Origin of the sequence: Geomicrobium sp. JSM 1781026, from assembly GCF_041949955.1 — a bacterium.
Classification (GTDB): Bacteria; Bacillota; Bacilli; order Bacillales; family Marinococcaceae; genus Geomicrobium_A.
In genome coordinates, this window is sequence record NZ_JBHFQF010000004.1 from 137,040 (window position 1) to 160,754 (window position 23,715).

The following is a 23,715-nucleotide window of genomic DNA, read 5'->3' on the forward strand; positions in this document are numbered from 1 at the left end:
CTTACCCTAAAAGGTGATGGAATGAAGCACTCAAAAACCTACGACCGTGAAGAACTCATCGTTAACAACAAAACGATTTTGTTGGAAGGCCCCATTTCAAGCCAGGCCGTATTAGATTATCAGTTTCACCCTGGACTTGTTGCTTTCAGGCCGCCAGAAGACCAGCAAAAAGCACTTGCAAGCATCGCAGACCTACCGGAAGGAAGGATTATCGTCGCCGTCGATGACGGCATGGTTGTCGGGTATGTTACGTACGTATATCCAGACCCTCTTGAACGTTGGTCTGAAAGTCCACTTGATAATCTGTTAGAGCTCGGCGCTGTTGAAGTCGCTTACGAGTATCGCGGCGGCAAAGTTGGCAGTAAACTTATTCAATTGTCTATGAGAGACGATGCCATGGAAGATTACATCATTATTACGACCGAGTACTATTGGCATTGGGACTTAAAGTCAACTGGACTGTCTGTATGGGAATACCGAAAGCTAATGGAGAAAATGATGAACTCTGGTGGGTTATATTGGATGGCAACCGATGACCCTGAGATCAGTTCACACCCAGCAAACTGTTTAATGGTACGAATAGGCTCTCGCGTTCCTATGGAAGATGTGCAAGAATTTGATAACATCCGCTTTGTGAACCGGTTTATGTACTAATTGAGAAGTGAGGTGCAACAATGCTTGTAGAAGATATGATGAGAACAACCATCCATACACTCCATGCGAAAGATTCAATTGAACAGGCTGTCGAACTCATGGAATCCAAGCGCATTCGCCACATCCCGATTGTCGATGCTAACAAGGCTTTAATCGGCATCGTTTCAGATCGTGACATTCGTGATAGCAAGCATTCCATATTACAACAACAGCCGAGTGAAGACATATTATCAACGCCACTCGAACACATCATGAAACGGGATGTGTATACGGCACATCCCCTCGATTTTGTTGAAGACATTGCCTCGATGCTAAGTGAACAACAAATTAGTGCAGCGCCAGTAACCCTCGGCAACAAGCTCGTGGGTATGATCACAGGCAGAGACCTCCTCGATACACTCGTACGCCTAACAGGGGCAGACCAACCAAGCACCCAGTTAGAAATTAAAGTTTCTGATTTGAGCGGCAAGCTCGCAGAAGCTTCGGGCATATTTCATAAACATGGGGTGAACATTACGAGTGTCCTCGTATACCCTCATAAAGAAACTGCTGATAAAGTGCTGACATTTCGCATTCAAACGATGGATCCAAGACCTGCAATCCATGAGCTTCAAGAAAAAGGGTACGAGCTTATTAGCCCGTCGGTACCAGGGTTTGAGCAATGAAAACATCACACGCGACGTTTGTATTAAACGAAAAACAGCTTCAATATAAGTTCAATGAGAATCACCCTTTTAGTCCATTACGATTAGAAATGACCGTCGACCTGCTTCGGTCACTAGACACATTGTCCATTGATCAAATTGTCCATCCAGCTAGCGCAACAGACGAAGATTTGCTCTTGTTTCATGATCCAGACTTTGTAGAAGCAGTCACACTAGCCGGACACGGGAAAATGTCGGATGGTTCTCTTAACAAGTACGGTCTTGGCACAGAAGATACACCGGTTTTCTACAATATGCACGAAGCTTCAGCGCAACTCGTCGGCGGTACCATCCAAGCCGCAAAAGAGGTCATGGAAGGACGGACATTGCACGCTGCTCACCTCGGTGGAGGTTTACACCATGGATTCCGGGGCAAAGCGTCTGGGTTTTGTGTGTATAATGATACAGCCATTGCGATTCATTACATTCGCAAACATTATGATGCGCGGGTTTTGTATATTGATACCGATGCTCATCACGGTGACGGCGTACAGTGGGCATTTTATGATGATCCTAATGTGATGACCGTGTCCATTCATGAAACCGGAAGGTATCTGTTTCCAGGAACTGGGGCAATAACCGAAAAAGGCAACGGGTACGGATATGGATATTCCTTAAACATTCCTTTGGACGCCTTTACAGAAGACGAATCATTTCTTCATTGTTATGAAACCGCTGTCTCAGAAGCATGTGCTTTTTTTAAACCTGACGTCATCTTGACACAAAATGGCGCTGATGCGCATCACTTTGATCCACTTACCCATTTATCAACAACGATGAGAACATTTCACGAAATTCCTAAGCTCGCCCACCGTCTTGCTCATGAATATTGCGAAGGTCGCTGGGTTGCTGTTGGTGGGGGCGGATATGATTGGTTTCGTGTCGTTCCTCTCGCTTGGTCACTTGTTTGGCTCGAAATGAACGAGCGGATGGACGTCGTGAATGAACCGATCCCGAGCAAGTGGCGCGATCACTGGAAACAGGCCGCCAAAAGCTATACATTACCTTCTACGTGGTTGGAAAGAGAAGTGGATCACCCTCATATTCCTAGAAGAGAAGCTATTAATGAAAAGAATGGCAATACTTTGGAAAAAGCACTCTATTATATACGAGAAAACACATGAAGCACTTCGGCTCATGTGTTTTCTGTTCCTTCTTCATCAAATTCAGGGTCAGAGATCATTACGACAACTCGTCGATTCTCTTGCATGTTCTCACGGGAATCATTCGGTACCATCGGTCTCGTATCTGCATATCCTTTGGCCAAGAAACGATCTTCCTGAAGGGAGTCCCCACCATCAATTAAGTAGCGGATGACACTACTCGCTCGCGCTGCAGATAGTTCCCAATTCGATGGATAGCGATACGTTTGGATTGGGCGGTGGTCTGTGTGTCCTTCGACTTCGATTTGGTGATCAGGAATGCCTTCAAGAATCATCGCCATCTCATCCAAAAACGGCTCAGCATCTTCAAGAATATACGCTTCACCCGTATTAAAAAGCAACTGCTCTTGAAGAACAAGAACGATTCCTTGTTCCTCTCTCGTCGCTGTAATCATATCCTCAAGATCGTGATCAATGAGGTACTGATCAATATATTCTTTCACTTCCGTAAGAGGATCTGTATCTTCGTCTACATCTTGATCATCGGCAGGATCGAAATTCTCTAATTCATAATCGGTCACTGACGAAAGGTCATCGAGAATGTTGTTGCCTTGCAAAGAGTCCGTCAATGCTTGGAACCTCTGAGCATCCACGACTGAGATGGAAAACAACATGATGAAAAACACGAGAATGATGAGTACCATATCCGTAAAGGTCACTAGCCAACTTTTGGATTGATCCGTCGTCGATTTACTTCTACGCCTCATTTGCTATCGCTCCGGCGTCTTTCAGTTTCTCCACTCGCTGCTTTTCTTTCCTTACAAATGCTTGTAGCTTTTCTTCAAGAATCTTAGGATTTTGTCCTGATTGTACACCGATAACACCTTCGATAATAATCTCTTTTTCAAAAACTTCTAATTCTGTTTTCATTTCCAATTTGCTTGCAATTGGATTGAAGAAAAGGTTCGCAGCAAGTGATCCGTATAATGTCGTGAGCATCGCTAGGGCCATGCTCGGGCCAAGAGCCGCAGGGTCATCCATATCATTAAGCATGATGACAAGCGCTACAATCGTTCCGACCATCCCCCATGCAGGTGCATACTCTCCTGCTTTTTCTAGAATTCGACGACCTCTTCGGTGCCGCTCTTCCATAGAGATTACCTCTGCCATCATGATGTCTTGGATGATCTCTGGTTCAATGCCGTCAACCGCTAGGCTTACACCCTTTCTAATAAATGGGTGATCGACTTCATTATCCATATGTATGTCCAGAGCAAGTAGCCCTTCTCGCCTTGCCTTTGTTGAAAGATCGACAAACGTTTCGTTTAGTTCATGCAACTCCATCTCTTCTCGTCGAAACCCTTGCCGCATTATGGCAGGTAATCGTTTCAACTCCTGCCAAGAAAAATTGACGAGTAATGCGGCCATGATTCCTCCAAAGACGATAAATACGGAGGCCAACTGTATAAAGAGTACGACACCACTCAAACCGGTGATGGTGTAAATCGCCATCGTTACAACCAACAAACCGATGAGTATTCCAATTGGCGTTAATATGTCTACCTTCTTCATATAAGAAAAGCCCCCTATTTATGTCCGTTTTATTTCGTCGAATTCCGGTATTCTAAACTGTGCGGTAAGACGACAATCTCTTCGGCCACGTCTTCTTTATTCATAAATTTCGTGAGCAGACGCATGGAGACAGCGCCAATATCATACATCGGTTGAACAACCGTTGTAAGCGTCGGTCTGACCATCGTTGCTAGACGCGTATTATCAAACCCAACTACTTCTACATCATCCGGAACGCTTAGCCCACGATCTTGTAAACCATGGATAACTCCTAGAGCCATTTCATCGGTTGCTGAGAAAATCGCTGTTGGCTTGTCCCCTTCATCTAAGAGCTGGCTGACTGCTTCCATCGCTGAATCATACGTATAATCAGCGATCGCAATGAGGGACTCATCAAACGTTTGTCCTCCTGACGCCAACGCATCTTTGTAGCCTTTAAACTTCTGATAGCCGTTCACAGGGTCTTCAAGAGAGCCCGATACCATCCCGATGCGAGTGTGACCTTTTTCAATTAGCATGGAAATGGCGTCATGTGCTGCTTGTTTATAATCAATGTTTACTGACGGAAAGTCGCCGTCCTCATGATACGTAGCCGCAAGTACTACAGGTACGTGTGAACGGTTCAAGTGTTCGGCGTGTTCAGGTGTAACTTCGCCACCCATAAATAAGATGCCATCAACTTGCTTCTCTAGCAAGGTATTCACAAGATGAATCTCTTTTTCTTTGTTATTATCCGAATTACATAAAATGATGTTATATTTATACATCGTGGCAATATCTTCAATTCCTCTTGCCAACTCAGAAAAGAAGATGCTCGAAATATCCGGAATAATGACACCAACGGTCGTTGTTCTTTTACTAGCTAACCCTCTAGCAACTGCATTCGGGCGGTATTCTAATTTCTCTATTGCATCTAAAACTTTCTTTCTTGTTGCTGGCTTCACATTTGGATTTCCATTTACTACACGTGACACAGTAGCCATGGAGACCCCTGCTTCAGCTGCAACATCATAAATTGTTGTACTCACGGAAAGACCTCCTCTATTCGCTTTCATGACGTTTTCATAGGCTATTGCTATCATACGATAACTGCTGGAGGTCTGCAATTGCTTCTTCCTTTATATCGACACGAAAAATCATATGTTTAATCCTGATTTGTATGCAGACCTGTGCTTATTGTTTCCGATACGCCTTATTTGCAAACCTTTTTCCTTGAAAAGCACGTCCATGACGCTTAAATTCACCGATATTTTGACAATTTTATTTCCCTCTGTTTGTTTTTCAGTAAAACAAGTATTTTTCTATATCGTTTCTGATATGATAGAGAATGTGATTGATTAACAAAAGAGGTGATTTCCATTCCACCGGTTGTACTGTTTACTGTTTTTAATCCACTTATTACATTTCTCATTGGTTTTGTCGTCGGAAACTCCTTAAACAATCGAAACATAAAATGGATTGTCGGTGTTGTTATTTTTACACTGTTTCACTTGTTTATTGTTTTTATTAACGGCATGTCCTTTGGAAATGTAAGTACATGGATCTACTTAATTCTGTATATCATTACTGGAATTGTCGGCATCTTCATGGCCGCTTATCGTAAGAAGAATTATTCATAAAAAAAGTGCAAGTGCTCACAAACCGAGCACTTGCACTTTTTATTAGCGGGTTGCTGCTTTGTTTATATCATTTAAAAGGTTGGAGCTTCTTAGAGTCCCAACAAACTCATTGAATGTGGGTATATCCATCTGCTGTGCAGAATCAGACAATGCGACAGCCGGGTCTGGGTGTACTTCCGCCATAACTGCATCTGCACCAATTGCGAGCGCGGCTTTCGCTGTTGGAAGGAGCAGATCTCTTCTCCCTGTTGAATGAGTCACATCTGCAAGCACTGGCAAGTGAGTTTCTTGCTTAAGGATTGGAATTGCTGAAATGTCTAGCGTATTTCTCGTCGCGGTTTCATATGTGCGAATGCCTCGCTCACAGAGCATCAAGTTCGTGTTTCCTCTTGAAAGCACGTATTCCGCCGCATGTATGAATTCTGAGATTGTCGCGGATAATCCACGCTTTAGTAAGACTGGCTTGTTCGTCATTCCAACTTCTTTTAGCAATTCAAAGTTATGCATGTTCCGTGCACCAATCTGAATGACATCAACATAGTCGAGTGACGTCTCCACATCTTTTGGTGTGACAATTTCACTAATCACGGCCATGTCAAATTCATCGCCCGCCTTTTTAAGGATCTTCAATCCTTCAAGGCCAAGCCCTTGGAAGTCATATGGGGATGTTCTCGGTTTGAACGCTCCTCCTCGTAACAAACGTACACCTTGGTCTTTTAACGCTCTTGCGACAGTAAACACTTGCTCTTCACTCTCAACAGAACACGGTCCGGCAATCAGTTTTTGGACACCGTCGCCAATCGCAATATCTTTCGCGTGAACAACTGTATTATTCGGCTGGCGCTTTCTTGATACGAGCAACGATTTCTGCTCATCTTCACCCATCAGCTCAAGACTTGCTTTGAACACTTGCTTGAAAAGGTGCTGAAGCGTCGCCGTTTGGAATGGCCCTGAGTTTTCTTCTGAGATTAGGTCAAGCATCTTCCGCTCACGAATCGGATCAAACCGTTTCGTCCCTGACTTGCTTTTCACTTCACCAATTTGTTTAACAATCGCTCCACGCTCATTCAATAACTTCAGGAGCTCCATGTTTTTCGCATCGAGGTCTGATCTTAGCTGTTCCAGTTCTTCGTTACTCATATGATCCTCTCCTATTTCTATATTCAACTTTTATAATGAATTAGAGTCATTATAACTGATGGTTCACCAGTTGTCACGAACTTTTTCTTTGTTGATTAAACGCTTTTAAGCACTAAAGTGAAATTGCACATACTTCTTCCTCCAAACAATATGCAGATACGAGTAGTTTCGTGCTCTTACGCCTTCCACTACGGACAAATAAACGGGCATAGGGAGGCATTCCCTATACCCGTTTATTTAATTGACAGCCTCTTCAAGACTCGTCTTCGTAATGTTGTTATGGGACTTGAACCACTCTGCACTTTCTTTATTAATCAAAAGTGCTTGAGGAGATTCATGCTTTACTCGCCACTCTTTCGCAACGTAGTTCGAAAGCTCCCGTGACTCTTGGACATTCAAATACAAAATTGGCACTGTGCTATTCTCTTGATCAAATGCTCGAAGTTCTTCAAAAGCAGCTGAACTGATCGGGCATGTTGTACTATTTTTAAACAGCAAAACACGATCATTTGATTCAAGTGCATCTACGATTTGTTGTTCTTCATGAATCTGTTGCATGTCGAACTCCTAACTAAAGAAATGATTTAGTTTTTCACTTTGTCTTTAAGGTTAGCCACTTCTTCTTTAACGGAATCTTCGATTTCTTCCCCAGAATTCTTTAGTTCTTGAGATAGATCATCGGCAAGCTCTTCAGCAGATTTCTTCGCTGCACTTGCATCGTCTTTCAACTGACCCGTTGCATCTTTGATCTTATCAACCACTTGTGAAGATTGATCAGAAACGCTTTTTGCCACGTTTTTCGTGTTATCAATGGCAGTGTTCGCAATGTCGCTTCCTTTTTCATATGCAGCATTTGTGAACTCGTATGTTTTATCTTTTGCCGTTGCCGCACCTTCAGTAATGTCTTCACGAAGTTCTTTGCCTGATTTAGGTGCGAACAACAATGCTGCTGACGCTCCTACAATTCCTCCAATCAATGTTCCAATAAGAAAATCTTTTGTATTCATATCACTCATGTTCATTTCCTCCTAAATTAGTATTCTTTGCTCATGTGTTCCCTGAATGTTTACGGTTTTGCCATTTGGAATACAAATCCATTGCGGCATTGCCCCATTGCATAAATTGAGTTACTTGTGGTGCACTTTTCTCAGCTTCATGTGACGCTTTCTTCGTAATCGTTTGAAGTGATTCATTTAATCGTTCTGAGATTTTCCCTACCTCATCAGCAGTATGAAACAGTCCATCCAATGACTCTGCCTTTCCTTCTAAATCTTCAGCAAGACGGTTGGATGTTTTCATTAAGTGATCAACTTCTGTCGTAATTCCTTGCAGCTGTTGTTCGGCCGCACTGGTTGTTTTGCCTAATTGCTCAACCACCCCCTGAACGGACTTAAGTGTTTGAATAAGGTAAAAGATAAGAACAACGATTGCCACGGCTACAATCACAACACTTATGTAAACTGCAGTCACCCACACTCACCTCCTATAACAATCATTTCCCACGAATAGATACTTTCAAACGCAAACTTCTTCTCTTTAGAAACCGAGTTTGTCCATATTTTACATAAAATAAACAGTGATGTAAAAGAGGCAGCCACTGATGACTGCCTATATGAAACTGATTATGGTTTTGGAAATTCTCGTTCGTACGCTTTTTGATATTTCGATACATCCCCTGCTCCCATAAAGAGAATCACGCTGTTTTCGTGATCGTTCAAAGGAGAAATATCTTTTTCTGAAAGTAACACTGACCCATCAACTCGCTGTTGCAAATCTTCTACGGTTAATGTTCCTTGTTTTTCCCGAGTTGAACCGAAAATATCACACAAATACACGGAATCAGCTTGAGAAAGGGCATCTGCAAACTCTTGGAGAAAAGCAAACGTACGTGTGAACGTGTGCGGCTGGAAGACAGCAACAACCTCTCGATTCGGATATTTCGCTTTCGCAGATGCAATTGTCGCTTTGATCTCGGTTGGATGATGCGCATAATCATCGATGAGCGTTTGCGTTCCCCACTCTTTTTCGGTGAATCTTCGCTTCACACCAGGGAACGTCGCCAAGCGCTCTTTCATTACACTCGCCGGCACTTCTTCATAATGGCATAACGCAATGACTGCAAGTGCGTTTAATACGTGATGGTTACCGTAGCCTGGAATACTGAATCGTTCATAGTAATCACCTCGGATGGTCACATCGAAGTGCGTGCCCGATTCGTCTGTTGTTATATTTTCGGCATTGAAGTCATGTTTTCCTTCTATCCCGTAATAAACAATCGGTACGGGGGCGTTTAGCGTTTGCAAGTATTCATCGTCACCACATGCAATAATTGCTTTGTTTACTTGGGACGCCATCTCATCAAATGCACTTACGACGTCTTCAATATTTTTGAAGTAATCGGGATGATCAAAATCGATATTGATCATCAAGCAATAATCAGGGTGGTAATTCAAGAAATGTCGGCGATATTCGCAAGCTTCAAACACAAAGAACGTACTGTCTTTTTCCCCTTTGCCTGTGCCATCTCCAATTAGATAAGATGTCGGGCGATAAGCACCGAGAACATGTGACAACAAACCTGTCGTTGTTGTTTTCCCGTGGGCCCCTGACACCGCAATAGATGTAAATTGCGATGCAAATTCCCCAAGAAACGTCGGATAGCGATGCACATCAAGACCACGATCAGTTGCGGCTTGTATCTCTTCATTATCTGCGTTATATGCCGCTGATGCGACAATTTTATGATCGGGGGAAACATTGTCTTTTTCAAAAGATAAAATGGGAATTCCGCGCTCTTCAAGCGGATGTTGCGTGAAAAAATATTGGTCCACATCAGAACCTTGCACATCTTCATCCATGTCGTGCAGGATTTGTGCAAGCGCGCTCATGCCAGATCCCTTTATACCGATAAAATGGTAACTTGTCATGACTCCGGACCTCCAAACTTGACCCATCCCCAGCCAGAGTGAGTAGGGATGATTCTATCCAATCATTTATTCATCATGGTTTCTTTCGCGCATATATTATAGCAAAAACAATCTCAAGAACAAAATATACCTCAAGTAGGAATCGTCGCTCTGCAACATCCGTGAATTATTGACTATCTTATGTAGCAGACACGAATTGGAGATTGGTCACTTCAGGATTTATTCAATTCGTTCCAATCTCGAGTTCTCCCGTAACTTCCTTCCAGCCTTTGCTTCATGATGTCCATTTAGCAAAACATTGTCACCCGTAAAGCCGATATTTTTAGAGAGCAGACTGCGTCCAACTCCGTACATATCCACAGGTACACCCGCCTTTTCATACGCCTCGATTCTCTCTGCTGTAAATCCACCACTTACAGATATACGAACATGCTGGAATCCTTCATTGTCCAATGCTTCTCGAAGTGCGATAACGAGCGGGGCGTTCACACCCGTTGGGTCAAAATCGCCCATCTTTTCTGGGTTTCGACAAAAGAATTGATCGACCATTGAATTGGATGTGTCGATCCGAACAGCATTCAAATCATTGCCAAACTCCCGGGCCACCCGAAGTGCGTCGGTAATCGCATCATTGTTGTAATCCACAAGCGCCATCAGTTGATCATCAGGAAACATTTCCCGATACGCATGACTTGCAGCAACAAGATCGCCATTAAACAACTGGATAAGAGCATGAGGCATCGTTCCCATGCCTTCTTTGCCCCACCATTCATTCATGGCATGGGTTGCTTGTGCTTTTGAACCACCGATAAACGCCGCATAGCCATCCCCAGCTTGTTGTGTGAAATGATCATCCCGGTCTCCCATAAAAATGACCGGCTTTTGCTCTCCAGAAGACCGCGCCGCTCTCACGACTTCATATACATTCGTTGCAACCGATGTTCGACGGGAAAAAATCCCATCAATCACCCCTTCTAAAAAGCCAAAGTCATGATAACGGCCTTTAATGGTCATGACTGTTTCAAATGGCTCAATCTTATCACCGTCTTTTAATGAATGGATCTCAAGCTCATCTGGGTTGTCTGCAAACGTTTGAACGAGTGCAATCGCTTCATCGGTTCCGCAGAGCACCGCGTGACTCTTCTGGAAAAATTGCATCGTCACAATATGATCGGGTTTATATTTACGAACAATTTCTCTCGTCTTTAAAAAATAGACTGCTGAAAACCAACCATCGCCAACACGTTCGTCAAACTTAAATGTTCGATTTGTTAATCGTTTGATTTGACCTTGTAGTTTTAATTCAATTTCCTTCATTGTCACGTTTCGTCTCCTTGCACAAAAATAACAGAAATGAATTACATGTATGTTTCATGATAGTAGATTGTGTCTTATTTCACAAGAGAAGCACCAGATTGAAAAAATCTCTACCCTTATGCTCCATAAATTTCTTCTAATGATTCTTCTGAAACGAGTACGTGTCGTGGCTTCGTTCCAACGGCTTCAGATACAATGCCACGCTCCTCCAACATATCCATTAATCGTGCCGCACGGTTGTACCCAATATGGTAGCGACGCTGAATCATTGATGTGGATGCACTTCCTTGATGAACGACAAAGTAACTCACTTCTTCTAAAAGTTCATCCGAGCTATGGTGAGCCGGTTCTTGTTTCACGAGCTCTTCCTTATTAAACAAATACTCAGGTTTTGCTCGATCTTTCCAGTACGCTGTAACGCGTTCGATTTCCTCATCTGCAACATATGTGCCTTGCAGGCGAACGAAACGCGATGCGCCGTTTTCACTGAACAGCATATCCCCCCGACCGATTAACCGTTCTGCACCACCAGCGTCTAGAATCGTTCTGGAATCCGCCATGGAAGAAACGGCAAAAGCGGCACGTGTCGGGATATTCGCTTTAATTAACCCCGTAATAACGTCGACGGACGGGCGCTGGGTAGCAACGAGTAAATGAATACCACAAGCTCTTGCTTTTTGGGCGATCCGGCAAATGCTCTCCTCTACATCTTGGGGAGCAATCATCATTAAATCGGCAAGCTCATCGATAACGATGACGAGATACGGCAAGTGCTCCTCCTTATCTTCTTTTCGATTGTATCCTTTAATATCACGAACGCCAGCGCTCGCAAATAATTGATAACGCCTTTCCATCTCTTGAACACTCCACTTGAGCGTCATCGTTGCCTCTTTCGGATCCGTGACAACCGGGGCCGCCAAGTGAGGAATATTTTCGTAGAAAGCGAGTTCAACGACTTTCGGATCAATTAACAATAGCTTCACTTCATCAGGTGAAGATTTGTATAACAAACTGAGTAAAATTGAGTTAATGCACACACTTTTGCCAGAGCCTGTAGAACCGGCAATTAATCCATGTGGCATCGCATTTAAATCAATGACGGACGGATGACCAGTAATATCAAGCCCGAGAGCAACAGCGAGCGGACTCGGATGTTGGCGAAATTCATCTGTTTCAAGAATTTCACGTAAGACGACAGGGGAACGATTTTGCTTTGGAACCTCAATACCGATGGCGTTTTTCCCAGGAATCGGTGCTTCCATTCTAAGATCAATCGCTGCCATCGCTAGTTTCAAGTCATCGGTCAAATTCGTCACTTTATTCACTTTTACGCCTGGGGCAGGTTGTACTTCAAACCGAACGACAGACGGACCTTCGGTCACATCCGTTACACGGGCATCGACGTGAAAGTGTTTCAACGTTGCTTCGAGCTGTTCTCGTTGAGCTGCTAGGTCATTCTCACTTCCTTCGAGACGCAGCGCAGGTTCACTTAATAATTCAACAGGAGGAAGTGTTACATCTCTAGGTTCAGTCGTTGCAGCCGGTTGGTGAACGGCTTGGTCCTCAACAGGCTTCTCCTTCATCGCTTCTTTTTTTCGTTCGTACGCCGGGCGGTTCATTTGCCGAGCACGATCAGCGGGGGTCATCATCACATTATATGGAACGAGGGAAGACGGTTTTTTCGACTCGGTCCGCTTGGCAAACGAGCGTCTTTTCTTCGAATGTTCTTGTCGCTTCATCTCTTCTTGATCTTCTTCAGCACGGTCAAGGGCTGCTGTTGCAGCGACTTCTTCTTGCCCGCGACCTTCCTCTCGTGCGACCGGCTCCATTGGTTGTAACGAGTCCTCTTCAAGTGAGGTGGGTTCTGTGACTACTGGCTCGGTCGCTTCCTCTGCATTTTCATCGCCAAATGGTTGCTCAATACTCGCACCTTCGTCCATCGTTTCATCGACTTCCTGCTGTACGGGGGGTGTATCTTCCATTTGCATTGCTGGTGGAGGAACGTCTCCTGCCAGTTTTTGTGAAAGATTGCTGAGCGTGAGTTCCTCTGACGGCTCGGGCGGCTCGCTTTTGTATGTCCGATCTCTCGTAAACCCATACACCGGTGATGGAATGTTTTGCACAGAAAAATGCGGATTGTTGAAGTATTGTTTTTTCGGCACTTCCTTTTGTTCGTTCTGCTCTTTACGCCTCGTCGTTTCTCGTTCTTTTCGATGTTGCTTTTTCTCAGGCGCCTCACGCCGCTGCATTCGGGTTGGCGTCTCTTTTTTAACGTGCCGCTCATCCATGTCCACCGGAAAGCGGAATTCTCCATTTTTCGGGTATTTATGAATGACCTTCGCCTTCGTCTCCTGCACATCCTTGTTGTTCATCGGCTTACGTACAGCAGCCTGACGAGTGGGGGGTGTTCGATCCTCTTGCTTTTGCAATCGATCGTCATTGCCGAAAAAGTATTGATTCATTTTATTTAAAATGCTGCCGAATTTTTTCTTTGGCATCATTATTCACCTGCTATCTATCAAATTATGGATCAAGTTCCATTTTACAGAAGCAAATCGGTTCCGAACACCTCCAAATGAAAGATTTATCGAAGATCTGAATAAAAAAGTGAGTGAAAGTCATTCCTATGTGATCACCTTAGATAAAATGGCGATCTCCTTGCTCATTTACCGATACTAACAACCCCTTACGAGAGGGTTGGCGTATGATTATAATCTCAATTGAATGAAAAGAATCCTCTCTGGGTCCGATGACGTGGACGGTCCTTTACGATAAACGCCGACATAATCTCGCCTTACGTCATGCCGTGATCATGCAATCACTCTTTCGAGCTTATTTAACGGCCACTTTAAAGCAACATTCGCCTAGGCGTGAAAATTGCCGAAAAAAACACTCCAAACGGTACCGTTTGGAGTGTCGTACGATTCGTATTCAAACATTGTGCTCAAGCTTAAACATTTTGATGATATTTCGCCAAAAAGTCTTCACCAATCTCGTACTCATCGGATAAGACGAGAATACCTGGCTCTTCTTGAGGCATCGGTATGGCAAGCTCTTTAATTGAGCAGATCATACCATTTGACGGTTCTCCACGAAGTTTTGACGGGCGGATCTTCATGCCACTCGGCATGTATGCACCTGGAAGCGCAACGACGACTCGCTGTCCTTCGTCAACATTTTTAGCGCCACATACGATTTGAAGCTGTTCATGACCGACATTCACTTGGCATACGTTCAGTTTATCGGCGTTAGGGTGACGATCAATCTCATCCACATGCCCTACGACGAAAGAAGATGACGTGGGTGCACGAAATTCATGGTCCCAATCATTCTCCTTAAAGATACGGTTCATTAGCTCGATCAGCTCATCATCAACGGAGAGCATCCCTGTCTTTTTATATCCACCATATTGATTGACGTTAAATAAGTGGTAGCCGACGGTTTCGCCGCTCTCAACATGAAATAAGCGCGCAATGTCTCCTTTACGCTCAACTTCACGTTGCTCCATTGCAATCTCTTTTAGCGTGACGAGCAGAACATCTCCCATGCCCTTCTCATTATAAAATACGTTCATCATGAACTCCTTTAGTCACCTTTTGGTTTTTTACGTGCCAATATAAAGATCGGCTCCAACACACCATCCCGATACGCAAAAGGAAGTGCTGTCACCGGTACTCTTCCATCATTAAAAAATTGAAACGTCATCTGCCCGAGTACGTCATAGCCTTGATCATTCTGTATGTCTCCAGCAATTAACACATCTTGATGTGGAACACTAAAAACGGCTTCTCCTGTCATTTCACTCGCTATCTGTTTTAGCCATGCCTCATTAAGGATTCGGCTCGCATCATACCCATCATTCGTATTCATGAAATAAAAGCGATTGCCTGCGACTTCATCCACTTTCACACTCGTTGGCAAAGCGCGAAGGTTAAACGTTGCCGCTTCTTTTATTTCTTGCTTTTGAATGGCTTGTTCCTCAAGGAGACCGTCATCGATAAGCGCATACGTATTGCCTTGGTCAAGTGCGTAATAGACTCTTGTTTCCGCTGTGTGGTCATCGTAGACGAGCGTCTTACCTTCTTTCGTTTCTACTGGAAAAGACGTGGAGCGAATGACTGGATAGATTGATTGTAACTGCCCTCTGAGCTCCTTTTTCTTCTCCATAGCTTGAAATGAAGTTTCCACAAAGTTGAACGTCTCTTCGAGTCCCGAAACGCCTTTTTGGTTAAATTTCGTTTCAAGACGAGCGAGATCGAGGTTTAGGCCTGAATCTAAACGTGGATGAGTGATGCGCATCTGTTCGTTTTCCTCATCGACAGACACATCAAATGTCTCAAAGCGGTTTTTTAGTTGTTTGATCAATTTCGACTGAGCGTTTGACATCGGTATTCCTCCTGCTTTTACTTCTCCAAATAACCGTCGATAAAGTTTGTCACTTCTTCTTCGGTTTTACGGTTTTTATCCACAAACCGATCGACTTCTTTTCCGTGTTTAAACCCGATAAAGCTCGGAATTCCAAAGATATCATATTGCTGACACACGTCAATTAATGCGTCTCGGTCGGCATGAATAAAGTCAATTTCGGGATAGTCCGCTTCAATCCGAGGCAATGCGGGCTCAATGACATGGCAATCCGGACACCAATCCGCACTAAACATCACGATCACTCGTTCTCCTTGAATCGCTTGTTCAAACGTTTCTTTCTGATCGACTTTTCTCATAGTATTGCCTCCTTAATGGCTTTCATTCGATTGTTGGATGATCGTTTATTTCTTTTAAAAGTCGGGGATATAGTATAACATGTAAGCCGATGATTATAGACAAGAGGTGAATTGCAATGGAACTAAATGTATACCTAGCCGGTCAGATTCATGATGACTGGCGTGAACAAGTGAAGAAAAAGGCAATCGAAAAGAATCTTCCGCTCACATTCTTTGAACCGATGACCCACCACGATCGCTCCGATAACATCGGAGAAGAAATTCTCGGTGAGCAGCCAAACCCTGTGTTAAAAGATGAAGCCGCATCAGCAGTAAATAACTTGCGTACGAGAGTTCTCTTAAACAAGTCTGACGTTGTCATTGCCTTGTTTGGTGAAGACTATAAACAATGGAATGCTGCGATGGACGTCGGACAAGCTGCCGCCATGAATCTGCCTGTCATTCTTGTCCGACCAGAGTCTTTGCACCATCCATCAAAAGAGATGGCAAATCAATCGCAACTCGTTGTTGAGACGATCGATCAAGCATTGCAAGCGTTGACTTATATTTTTGAAACGGAATAGTTATACATTTGAGCGGATGGTCTTCACTGTGGAGCGATCCGCTTTTCTTACGAGCGTAGTAATGAGTGCCTTCGCGGCTTCATAATCTTTCACGTTTAAGATTGATGCACCCGTATGAATGTAGCGTGAACATACCCCAACAACGGCTGACGGTACACCTTCATTTGACGTATGCACTTTCCCGGCGTCCGTCCCACCTGGAGAAATAAAGTACTGATATGGGATGCTTTCAGTTTCTGCCGTATCTAAAATCCACTCGCGCATCCCTCGGTGTGTAATCATCGTTCGGTCATAGATCCGGAGCAGCGCTCCCTCACCTAATTTACCGAACTGATCTTTCTTTCCGGATGTATCGTTGGCAGGGCTTGCATCTAACGCAAAAAAGAGGTCAGGTTGAATCATATTTGCAGCAGTCTCTGCCCCTCGGAGTCCCACTTCTTCTTGAACGGTTGCACCAGAATATAACGTATTTGGCAACGACTCATTTTGCACTTCTTTCATCAATTCGAGAGCCAAACCAACACCGTAGCGATTATCCCATGCTTTTGCCATAATTTTATTCGGGTTTGCCATCGGCGTAAATTCACAAACAGGCACGATTGCTTGTCCAGGTCGAACCCCAATCTGTTTGGCGTCGTCGCGGTCATCTGCACCAATATCAATGTACATTTCTTTGATTGGCATCGGTTTGTTTCGCGTTTGGTCATCAAGAAGGTGTGGAGGTGTTGAACCGATCACACCAGGAATCGGCCCGTTGTCTGTCATTACCTGTACTTGTTGTGCGAGCATTACTTGGCTCCACCATCCACCAAGCGTTTGAAAGCGAATGAGGCCATTTTCAGAGATCGAAGTCACCATAAAGCCTACTTCATCCATGTGACCCGCGACCATTACTTTCGGTGCGTCTTTCTCTCCATTTTTCACGCCAAAAACGCTTCCCAGTTTATCCTGAATGACGTCATCTGCGTATTTAGACAGTTCCTTTTTCATGTAATTTCTAATGTCATGCTCAAAGCCTGGAGGGCCTGCCATCTCAGTCAAAGTTTTAAACATCTGTTTCGTCTCATTATTCATTTTTTTCAGCCGGTCATCGAATGATCCGACCTTCACATCCTTTCCATATGTAATCACAAACCGTGTTTATGCACTCTACACTTATCCGTGTTTCATTGTATCGAAAAGATCGGATAAATTCTAGTCGTGGACATTTTGTTCGCTTGGACAAATCGAAGAGATCTCGATATACTAAGACTAATCATGAAGTAAAAAGGCGGTTGATGAAGATGAAGGTGAAAGATCTACTAGTTGGAGCAGCGATAGGTTTTGCCGCTGGATATGCAGTGAAAGAAGCCTGCGCAGCCAAATCCGTCTCTCCAGAAAAAGCACTCAAACAAGTGAAGGAAAGCGTCTCTCATCGCATTCCAATTAGCGGTTCGTGGATTCATATGAATCCAGAACATTATGAGAAGAATGAGCTGGACTATAATGTTTATCGCGGTGGAATCTCCAGTACAGCTGCAGGTGAAACGAAGCAAATGGATTTCGTCGTTGATGCTAAAACGGGTACGATCCTTGAATTAGAAAAACAATAACGAACGAGAAGATGGGCGGACCGTCACGGTAAAAGTGACGGTCCGCCCATTTTTATTCATTTAGGAAGAAAAGCTTCTGTTCGAAAAATCGGTTGTCCCTTCGTTGAAAACTTCTCCTCATATTCGGTACGAACATTATCTTCAGGCTCGTTTCGATGTAAATTTACTCGAATATTTTTTAATTGGTAGCCGTTCTCAGTAAACGACTGCAACGAGTACTCAAACAATCCTTCATTATCTGTTTTGAGGTGGATTTCTCCATTCTCATGCAGCAACGTTTGATACATTTCCAAAAAATCCTTATGCGTAAGCCGACGTTTACTGTGGCGGGCTTTTGGCCATGGATCCATAAAGTTTAAGTAGATCCGATCAATTTCACCTCGCGCAAAAATGGTTGTTGCATCTCGAACATCTCCATGAATAAAGCACACTTTACCACGATGATTTTCGATGTTCTTCTCAAGTGCTGTGACGAGTACACTTTCATACTTTTCTACACCGATATAATTGACATCCGGAAAGTGGTCCGACATGTCGCGAAGAAATTGGCCTTTCCCTGTGCCAAATTCCACATGCAATTCTCGGTCGTTCCTTCCTTCAAACGCCTCAAACCAGCGCCCTTTGTATTGTTTTGGGTCAGGAATAACAATGCTAGGATGTTCACTTAGCTTCTCAAGTGCCCCAGGCTTTTTTCTTAATCTCATGACTTTCTTTCACCCTTTTTCTTACTGTTATTTCACCTTTCTCGAGGTACACACGTCAAACAGTTTCGTCGTAGGCTTCATGACGAAAGATCCCCGAGGTATGCTAGCTCAACAGAGCGAGAGCACCCTCGGGGCTATAGGTTGTTCTACTAAAGATTTTTCACATGTATCTTCTCGTATTATTTATTCGTAATGGGTGTGAGCAGTGATGCTAAATAGCGCTTCCAGCTGTTCACTTCATCATGGTCGTTCTCGTTCAAGTCGAGAATATACTCAACCGTGTGCATCACAATGTACCAATGCATTCGTTTCTTGATCGAATCATCAAGTTCTAATCCATAGTGACTTAACCAGTCAAGCCATTTGTTCTTTGGCACGTACCAATGCAAAAGAACACTAAGATCAAGTGCAGGGTCGGCGACAGAAGCTCCGTCCCAGTCAATTAGAAATAACGAATCGTCCTTTTCCATAATCCAATTGTTATGATTCAAGTCGCAGTGACAAACGACAAACTCGTCATGTTCAATCTTATGCTTGTTTTCTTCAAGAAACAAAAAGGCGTCTTGCAACCAACTAGATGGTGTGTTGTTTTGGAAGATGGCCTTTCTCTTTAGGTTACCGAGTAATACATCAGGTGTCGATACTTGATTCTCAATCCGTTTTAACATCTCTAATAAATCCGAAGATGCATGAATTTGTTGCAGAAGTTCCGCAACTTCTCGTTTTTGCATCTCTGTGCTGGACAATTCACGACCGTAAACCCAGCGTTGCGCAGTAATAACGTCGCCGTTTGCCAAGCGCTTTGTCCAAAGCAGTTTCGGAACAATTCCCTCTGCCGACAAAACCGCTAAAAACGGTGAAGAGTTGCACTTCAAAAAAAGCTTACGACTACCGTCGTGAGCAATAAATGCTTCCCCTGTTGAACCGCCAGCAGGCTCGAGATTCCAATCCGCGCCTAATAGCATTTCCAACCACTTTTTCCTTTTCACTCTTGTCTGCATATCGAAATGTGTCATGGCGGGTATCCTTTTAAATATTTGAGCATTGTGAAATACGCTCAGCATTTGTCATCAGAAATCTACTAAGTATGAAGGATGTAATGGTCATTACACACTTGAACGTTAAATGTCCGGTCATACAAGGGAAAAAATAAGGCGCCGACATTTTTCTACAGTGGCGCATTCAAGAGCAATTACACTGCTGAACTAGACAAACAGTGTGCATTCACATGGTCGCTTAACCGTTTTACGGTTAGGATAATCAACGTATATCATAGCAGATGAACGAAAGGGCAGTCAATTGTGTTTATCACGATAGGAGCTTATTCACCGTCGTCTTCTGCACTCGGTCTCGAATACGGCATGTGCGACGTTTTGCTATACTTCAACAAAGCGCGCGCAACGTCAATTTGTTGTTTTTTTAGTGGTGAGCGATGCGCTTGTAGTGTCGATAACCATCTGCTGTAATTCGCCCGATCCACTTTCTTTAAATCCGCACGTGCATGATGATCATCAATATACCCATCTGGGGCGATTAATAGCATGGATATATTCGGTTGAATCTCTTCTTTTTGTAAGATCGAGCGAATGATTGAAAATGACCTTTCCTGAGCAATCATTGGGTTTAACAGCTGTGCTTTTGCATACTTGCCCACGACTGGCCAAAACCGCTCATTTGAGGCGCGAACAACCGCATTGTTCTCCATCTCTAAGAAATTTACAACGTACACCTCTGTCGGTGAAAGTAAGATCACATCGAGCTGAACTTCTGCACGTTGCACTCGCAATACAGGATGATACAAAAGCAAGAAATTGTCGGGAACATCTTGAATGAGTTGGCGCAGCCGCGTATCAAAACGATATTTGCTTTCTAGGTAAGATTCCCCGAACAGTGAAGACGATGCCCAATTCAATTGCGTTTGAAAGACGTCATAGTGAAACATCTTCTTCAGCTGTTCGATGGTTTTATTTGCATACAATTGATCCGGGTCCTCTGTGACCACTCGCCCAGCCTGTTTGTCTTTATTTGATTTTCTCAACCGTTGGAATGGGTGGCGAAAGAACTTTGGGCTTGTGTCTTCAAACCAGTCTTCTTCCACATTTCCTCCTGCATTTGCTTGCTGCCAATTCTTTTTCATCTTCTCCCACTTTTCCCGTTTCAGTCGCGTAAATTGATTGGGATATCGATGAATGTCATTTTCATACCGCGAGACATAGTCATGAACCTTTATGAGGTGAACCATATCCATTTCTCCTGTCTTAAATCAGTATAAAAGCAAGTAAGGGGGTGAGCATTGAAAGAAGAAGTGCACTAATCGTCATTGATACGGAACTTGCTGCCCCTTCAAGTGAGTCTTTTTCCATGGCAATTGCTGTGCCGATGGCGTGTGCAGAAGCGCCTAAAGCAATTCCACGAGCTAACGGGTGATCAATGTTAAACATTCGAAAGGTTACAGAAGAGAGCAACACACCACTCACTCCGGCAACAAGCACAAACAATGCAGCAACAGAAGGCTCTGCTTGTAGCGCCTCAGCGATGTCCATCGCAACCGGAGCGGTGACTGACTTGGGCACGAGTGCATGTATACTCGATCGATCTATACTGGCAACTGCCGCAAATGCATACACGCTGACAACGCCTGTAGCCGCACCTGTTAGCACCGGAACCATAATCGGCAGGAAGTATTTCTTTAATGTGTGTCTCTCTTTATAAAGTGGCACGGCTAACGCTACAATTGCTGGTCCGAGCCACATTTCTAGCCACTCTCCACCGATCTGATAGGTTTCATATGGGATTTGAAAAACAATGAGTAACACGACGAGAAAAACTGTACCTGTTATAAATGGCATCGTGTATAACGCTCTATGCATTTCATGCAATTTTCTAGCTAGCATATAAATACCGACAGTAAGCAGTATAAAAATAATCGCGATTAGCCATTCATTCATACTGTTCACCGCCTTTTTTCATCATTTTGCGGCTCAGTAACCCAGCGATAATCATGACGAGCCATGTGCTCACAACTGTTGCAAGTAACATAAAGAACCCGGTCGGCTGTAACAAGTCTTGATGTTGGATAAGCCCAGCCATGATCGGCAAAAATAATAACGGCAAATGCATAATTAAAATCCTTGCTCCTTGTTCAACCCAGTGAAGTTTGATGATTCCTGTGTACAATAGAAGTAGCAATAAAATCATGCCAATCACACTGCCTGGAACGGGTAACGGTAAAAAATGACTTGCCCACGTTCCAAGTAAATGAAGGCCGTAAAACCCTACGAGTTGAGCCAAGAACACGATAAATTTTGTATGTCGCTTCATGGTGCTTCCCTCATCCCGTGAAGATAAACTGACGAAGTTGTTCATAACGAGGGGTTTGCCCGTGATTTACTCGATATAGACAAAACCCCGGCACCGTCCAACGTTCTGCAACCGTTTCGTCATGCAAATGTGTATCGCTTGCGCACCCGTTTGATCTTTTGGCGAGTGTAACATGCGGGGTATACGCCCGCTGCTCTGCTCGAAATCCTGCTTGAACAGAAAGCGCCTCAACGTTTTTTTGCAAATTGACGAGCGGCAATCCTCCATCAACACCGACATATAACACACGTGGTGTTTCACGGTTTCCGAATGCCTCTACTCGTGAAAGCGTGATGTCAAACGGTGCCACCTCTTCAGCGATTTTTTGTGTGAAGGTTTGAAGATCTCTAAACTGAGTATCGGTCATCCCCCCTAAAAACTTTAGGGTAATATGATAATCTTGGCAGTGGGTCACTTGGCGATAGTACTTCGCAACGTTTAGCTGCTCACTCACGGTTTGGATTTTCTGACCGATTGGCCTTGGTATAGGGATTGCAAAAAAATAATGAGTTTCCATTTTTGTTCACTCCGTTTTAACCCTCTTCTCTTCATTATCGTATCTCAAAACCTGGCATTTAGAAATAGGTGCTTCTTTTAAGAACTCGGCTTCTTCGTTATAATAGAAAGACGATCTGATTAATAAGCATTAACTAGAATATGGAGTGAAGATCATGCATGTATATAACCAAATTGACGAACTCGTCGGCAATACACCCCTTGTGAAGCTCAACCGCATTGTTCCAGAAGCTGCTGCAGATGTGTATTTAAAGCTTGAGTACCAAAACCCAAGCGGTAGTGTAAAGGACCGAGCGGCAAGAGAGATGATTGTCCAAGGCGAACAAGCAGGCAAGATTACATCTGAAACAACAATTATTGAACCTACTTCTGGAAATACAGGAATCGGGTTAGCGATGAATGCGGCTGTGAGAGGCTACCGTTGCATTTTAACGATGCCAGATACGATGTCCCAAGAGAGAATTAACCTTCTTAAAGCATACGGCGCTGAAGTGGTACTCACGCCTGGCGACAAAAAGATGCCAGGAGCCATTGATCGTGCGCACGAACTAACGAAAGAAATTCCAAATAGCTTTATGCCGATGCAATTTGAAAATGAAGCAAACCCTGATGCCCACCGTAAAACGACAGCTCAAGAAATTCATAAAGCGATTTCTTCACTAAACCAACCGCTTGCAGGTTTTGTTGCGGCATCTGGAACAGGTGGCACGATTACGGGCACGGGCGAAGCATTACGTGAATACTATCCAGACCTTACTGTACGTGTTGTCGAACCGAAAGGCTCACCGGTACTTTCTGGTGGAAAACCAGGACCCCACAAATTAGTAGGAACGTCCCCTGGGTTTGTCCCTCCGATTTTAAATCAGTCTGTATACAATGATATCGATCGCATTTCTGATGAAGATGCCTACGATACAGTACGCAAACTGGCACGAGAAGAAGGCATTCTTGTTGGACCGTCGTCTGGTGCTGCTTGTTTTGCGGCAATTGAACTAGCGAAACGTTTGCTACCAGGCGATGTCGTTGTTGCCATTGCTTGCGACACAGGCGAGCGGTATTTATCTACCGACTTGTTTCAATTTGATGCGTAAAAGTTCTTTTGATCTTACTTTACGGGTGTAGTACAATGAGGAGGAATCAGGGACACCAGACATTGCGCGGACCTGTCACAACACGAATACAACAAGCTTAGATTGGTCTAGTCGATTGTCTAGTGCCTG

At 43.9% G+C, this 23,715-nt stretch carries 27 protein-coding genes; 7 read left to right on the forward strand and 20 right to left on the reverse strand.

Annotation, left to right across the window (positions count from 1 at the left end; translation table 11 throughout):
• Positions 1–21: 21 nt before the first annotated feature.
• The 3 genes from ACE1TF_RS08325 to ACE1TF_RS08335 are packed head-to-tail and all read left to right on the forward strand — an operon-like array spanning position 22 to position 2,482.
• Complete coding sequence (locus ACE1TF_RS08325) at positions 22–654, forward strand: GNAT family N-acetyltransferase (protein WP_042398485.1); 633 nt, start codon at positions 22–24, stop codon at positions 652–654.
• 20 nt (positions 655–674) lie between these two features.
• Entirely contained in the window at positions 675–1,319 is a 645-nt protein-coding gene (locus ACE1TF_RS08330; protein ID WP_375015874.1) for an acetoin utilization AcuB family protein, read from the forward strand.
• Positions 1,316–2,482 (forward strand): acetoin utilization protein AcuC, encoded by a 1,167-nt coding sequence (locus ACE1TF_RS08335; protein WP_042398481.1) that lies wholly within the window; start codon positions 1,316–1,318, stop codon positions 2,480–2,482. The genes ACE1TF_RS08330 and ACE1TF_RS08335 overlap by 4 nt, the downstream gene beginning before the upstream one ends.
• 11 nt (positions 2,483–2,493) lie before the next feature.
• Here the strand turns inward: ACE1TF_RS08335 and motS are convergent, their stop codons facing one another.
• From motS to ccpA, 3 genes are read right to left on the reverse strand one after another with little or no spacing between them, the layout of a single operon-like run.
• Positions 2,494–3,228, reverse strand: a complete 735-nt coding sequence (motS, locus tag ACE1TF_RS08340) for a flagellar motor protein MotS (RefSeq protein WP_375015876.1) — start codon at positions 3,226–3,228, stop codon at positions 2,494–2,496.
• Positions 3,218–4,033 (reverse strand): flagellar motor protein MotP, encoded by an 816-nt coding sequence (gene motP, locus ACE1TF_RS08345; protein WP_042398478.1) that lies wholly within the window; start codon positions 4,031–4,033, stop codon positions 3,218–3,220. Before motP ends, motS begins: the two co-directional genes overlap by 11 nt.
• A 29-nt stretch (positions 4,034–4,062) precedes the next feature.
• Positions 4,063–5,061, reverse strand: a complete 999-nt coding sequence (gene ccpA, locus ACE1TF_RS08350; RefSeq protein ID WP_375015880.1) for a catabolite control protein A — start codon at positions 5,059–5,061, stop codon at positions 4,063–4,065.
• A 321-nt stretch (positions 5,062–5,382) separates the two neighbouring features.
• Between ccpA and ACE1TF_RS08355 the strand changes: the two genes are divergently transcribed.
• The gene (locus ACE1TF_RS08355; protein WP_042398475.1) at positions 5,383–5,652 is read left to right on the forward strand and encodes a hypothetical protein; all 270 of its coding nucleotides are present in this window, start codon (positions 5,383–5,385) and stop codon (positions 5,650–5,652) included.
• A 42-nt stretch (positions 5,653–5,694) separates the two neighbouring features.
• Here ACE1TF_RS08355 and ACE1TF_RS08360 read toward each other — a convergent pair whose 3' ends face one another.
• The 10 genes from ACE1TF_RS08360 to ACE1TF_RS08405 form a co-directional block, all read right to left on the reverse strand.
• On the reverse strand, positions 5,695–6,792 hold the full coding sequence (locus tag ACE1TF_RS08360; protein ID WP_042398472.1) for a bifunctional 3-deoxy-7-phosphoheptulonate synthase/chorismate mutase: 1,098 nt from the start codon (positions 6,790–6,792) through the stop codon (positions 5,695–5,697).
• A gap of 237 nt (positions 6,793–7,029) precedes the next feature.
• Positions 7,030–7,350: a bacillithiol system redox-active protein YtxJ gene (gene ytxJ / locus ACE1TF_RS08365; RefSeq protein ID WP_375015883.1), complete on the reverse strand. Its 321-nt coding sequence runs from the start codon at positions 7,348–7,350 to the stop codon at positions 7,030–7,032.
• A gap of 26 nt (positions 7,351–7,376) precedes the next feature.
• On the reverse strand, positions 7,377–7,808 hold the full coding sequence (locus ACE1TF_RS08370) for a YtxH domain-containing protein (protein WP_052363560.1): 432 nt from the start codon (positions 7,806–7,808) through the stop codon (positions 7,377–7,379).
• Positions 7,809–7,839: 31 nt separating this feature from the next.
• Positions 7,840–8,262, reverse strand: coding sequence for a DUF948 domain-containing protein (locus ACE1TF_RS08375; protein WP_042427694.1), 423 nt, complete (start codon positions 8,260–8,262; stop codon positions 7,840–7,842).
• A 152-nt stretch (positions 8,263–8,414) separates the two neighbouring features.
• Positions 8,415–9,719 carry a UDP-N-acetylmuramate--L-alanine ligase gene (gene murC, locus ACE1TF_RS08380; RefSeq protein ID WP_042398464.1) on the reverse strand — a complete coding sequence of 435 codons (1,305 nt, stop codon included), beginning with the start codon at positions 9,717–9,719 and terminating at the stop codon, positions 8,415–8,417.
• Positions 9,720–9,938: 219 nt separating this feature from the next.
• Complete coding sequence (locus ACE1TF_RS08385; RefSeq protein ID WP_375016293.1) at positions 9,939–11,036, reverse strand: nicotinate phosphoribosyltransferase; 1,098 nt, start codon at positions 11,034–11,036, stop codon at positions 9,939–9,941.
• Between the two features lie 116 nt (positions 11,037–11,152).
• The gene (locus tag ACE1TF_RS08390) at positions 11,153–13,534 is read right to left on the reverse strand and encodes a DNA translocase FtsK (protein ID WP_375015886.1); all 2,382 of its coding nucleotides are present in this window, start codon (positions 13,532–13,534) and stop codon (positions 11,153–11,155) included.
• Positions 13,535–13,986: 452 nt separating this feature from the next.
• Positions 13,987–14,610 carry a YtpR family tRNA-binding protein gene (gene ytpR, locus ACE1TF_RS08395; protein ID WP_042398462.1) on the reverse strand — a complete coding sequence of 208 codons (624 nt, stop codon included), beginning with the start codon at positions 14,608–14,610 and terminating at the stop codon, positions 13,987–13,989.
• An 11-nt stretch (positions 14,611–14,621) separates the two neighbouring features.
• Positions 14,622–15,422: a DUF1444 family protein gene (locus tag ACE1TF_RS08400; protein ID WP_375015888.1), complete on the reverse strand. Its 801-nt coding sequence runs from the start codon at positions 15,420–15,422 to the stop codon at positions 14,622–14,624.
• Positions 15,423–15,439: 17 nt separating this feature from the next.
• On the reverse strand, positions 15,440–15,760 hold the full coding sequence (locus tag ACE1TF_RS08405) for a thioredoxin family protein (protein WP_042398459.1): 321 nt from the start codon (positions 15,758–15,760) through the stop codon (positions 15,440–15,442).
• Between the two features lie 116 nt (positions 15,761–15,876).
• On the opposite strand from ACE1TF_RS08405, the gene ACE1TF_RS08410 reads away from it, so the two are divergent.
• Positions 15,877–16,323 carry a YtoQ family protein gene (locus ACE1TF_RS08410; RefSeq protein ID WP_042398455.1) on the forward strand — a complete coding sequence of 149 codons (447 nt, stop codon included), beginning with the start codon at positions 15,877–15,879 and terminating at the stop codon, positions 16,321–16,323.
• Here ACE1TF_RS08410 and ACE1TF_RS08415 read toward each other — a convergent pair whose 3' ends face one another.
• The gene (locus ACE1TF_RS08415; RefSeq protein WP_375015891.1) at positions 16,324–17,397 is read right to left on the reverse strand and encodes a M42 family metallopeptidase; all 1,074 of its coding nucleotides are present in this window, start codon (positions 17,395–17,397) and stop codon (positions 16,324–16,326) included.
• A gap of 209 nt (positions 17,398–17,606) precedes the next feature.
• On the opposite strand from ACE1TF_RS08415, the gene ACE1TF_RS08420 reads away from it, so the two are divergent.
• Positions 17,607–17,915, forward strand: coding sequence for a PepSY domain-containing protein (locus tag ACE1TF_RS08420; protein ID WP_042398452.1), 309 nt, complete (start codon positions 17,607–17,609; stop codon positions 17,913–17,915).
• 56 nt (positions 17,916–17,971) lie between these two features.
• Here ACE1TF_RS08420 and trmB read toward each other — a convergent pair whose 3' ends face one another.
• The 6 genes from trmB to thpR all read right to left on the reverse strand — a co-directional run bounded on the left by trmB (position 17,972) and on the right by thpR (position 22,496).
• Complete coding sequence (trmB, locus tag ACE1TF_RS08425) at positions 17,972–18,619, reverse strand: tRNA (guanosine(46)-N7)-methyltransferase TrmB (protein ID WP_375015893.1); 648 nt, start codon at positions 18,617–18,619, stop codon at positions 17,972–17,974.
• A gap of 179 nt (positions 18,620–18,798) precedes the next feature.
• Positions 18,799–19,635 (reverse strand): phosphotransferase, encoded by an 837-nt coding sequence (locus tag ACE1TF_RS08430; RefSeq protein ID WP_375015895.1) that lies wholly within the window; start codon positions 19,633–19,635, stop codon positions 18,799–18,801.
• 305 nt (positions 19,636–19,940) lie between these two features.
• A complete protein-coding gene (locus tag ACE1TF_RS08435; RefSeq protein ID WP_042398446.1) occupies positions 19,941–20,861 on the reverse strand; it encodes an NERD domain-containing protein in 921 nt (306 codons plus the stop codon).
• A gap of 16 nt (positions 20,862–20,877) precedes the next feature.
• On the reverse strand, positions 20,878–21,567 hold the full coding sequence (locus tag ACE1TF_RS08440; RefSeq protein ID WP_042398443.1) for an LrgB family protein: 690 nt from the start codon (positions 21,565–21,567) through the stop codon (positions 20,878–20,880).
• Complete coding sequence (locus ACE1TF_RS08445; RefSeq protein WP_375015898.1) at positions 21,560–21,940, reverse strand: CidA/LrgA family protein; 381 nt, start codon at positions 21,938–21,940, stop codon at positions 21,560–21,562. The genes ACE1TF_RS08440 and ACE1TF_RS08445 overlap by 8 nt, the downstream gene beginning before the upstream one ends.
• A 10-nt stretch (positions 21,941–21,950) precedes the next feature.
• Positions 21,951–22,496, reverse strand: coding sequence for an RNA 2',3'-cyclic phosphodiesterase (gene thpR, locus ACE1TF_RS08450; RefSeq protein ID WP_375015900.1), 546 nt, complete (start codon positions 22,494–22,496; stop codon positions 21,951–21,953).
• Positions 22,497–22,650: 154 nt separating this feature from the next.
• Between thpR and cysK the strand changes: the two genes are divergently transcribed.
• Positions 22,651–23,586, forward strand: coding sequence for a cysteine synthase A (cysK, locus tag ACE1TF_RS08455; protein WP_042398436.1), 936 nt, complete (start codon positions 22,651–22,653; stop codon positions 23,584–23,586).
• The last annotated feature ends 129 nt before the right edge of the window (positions 23,587–23,715 follow it).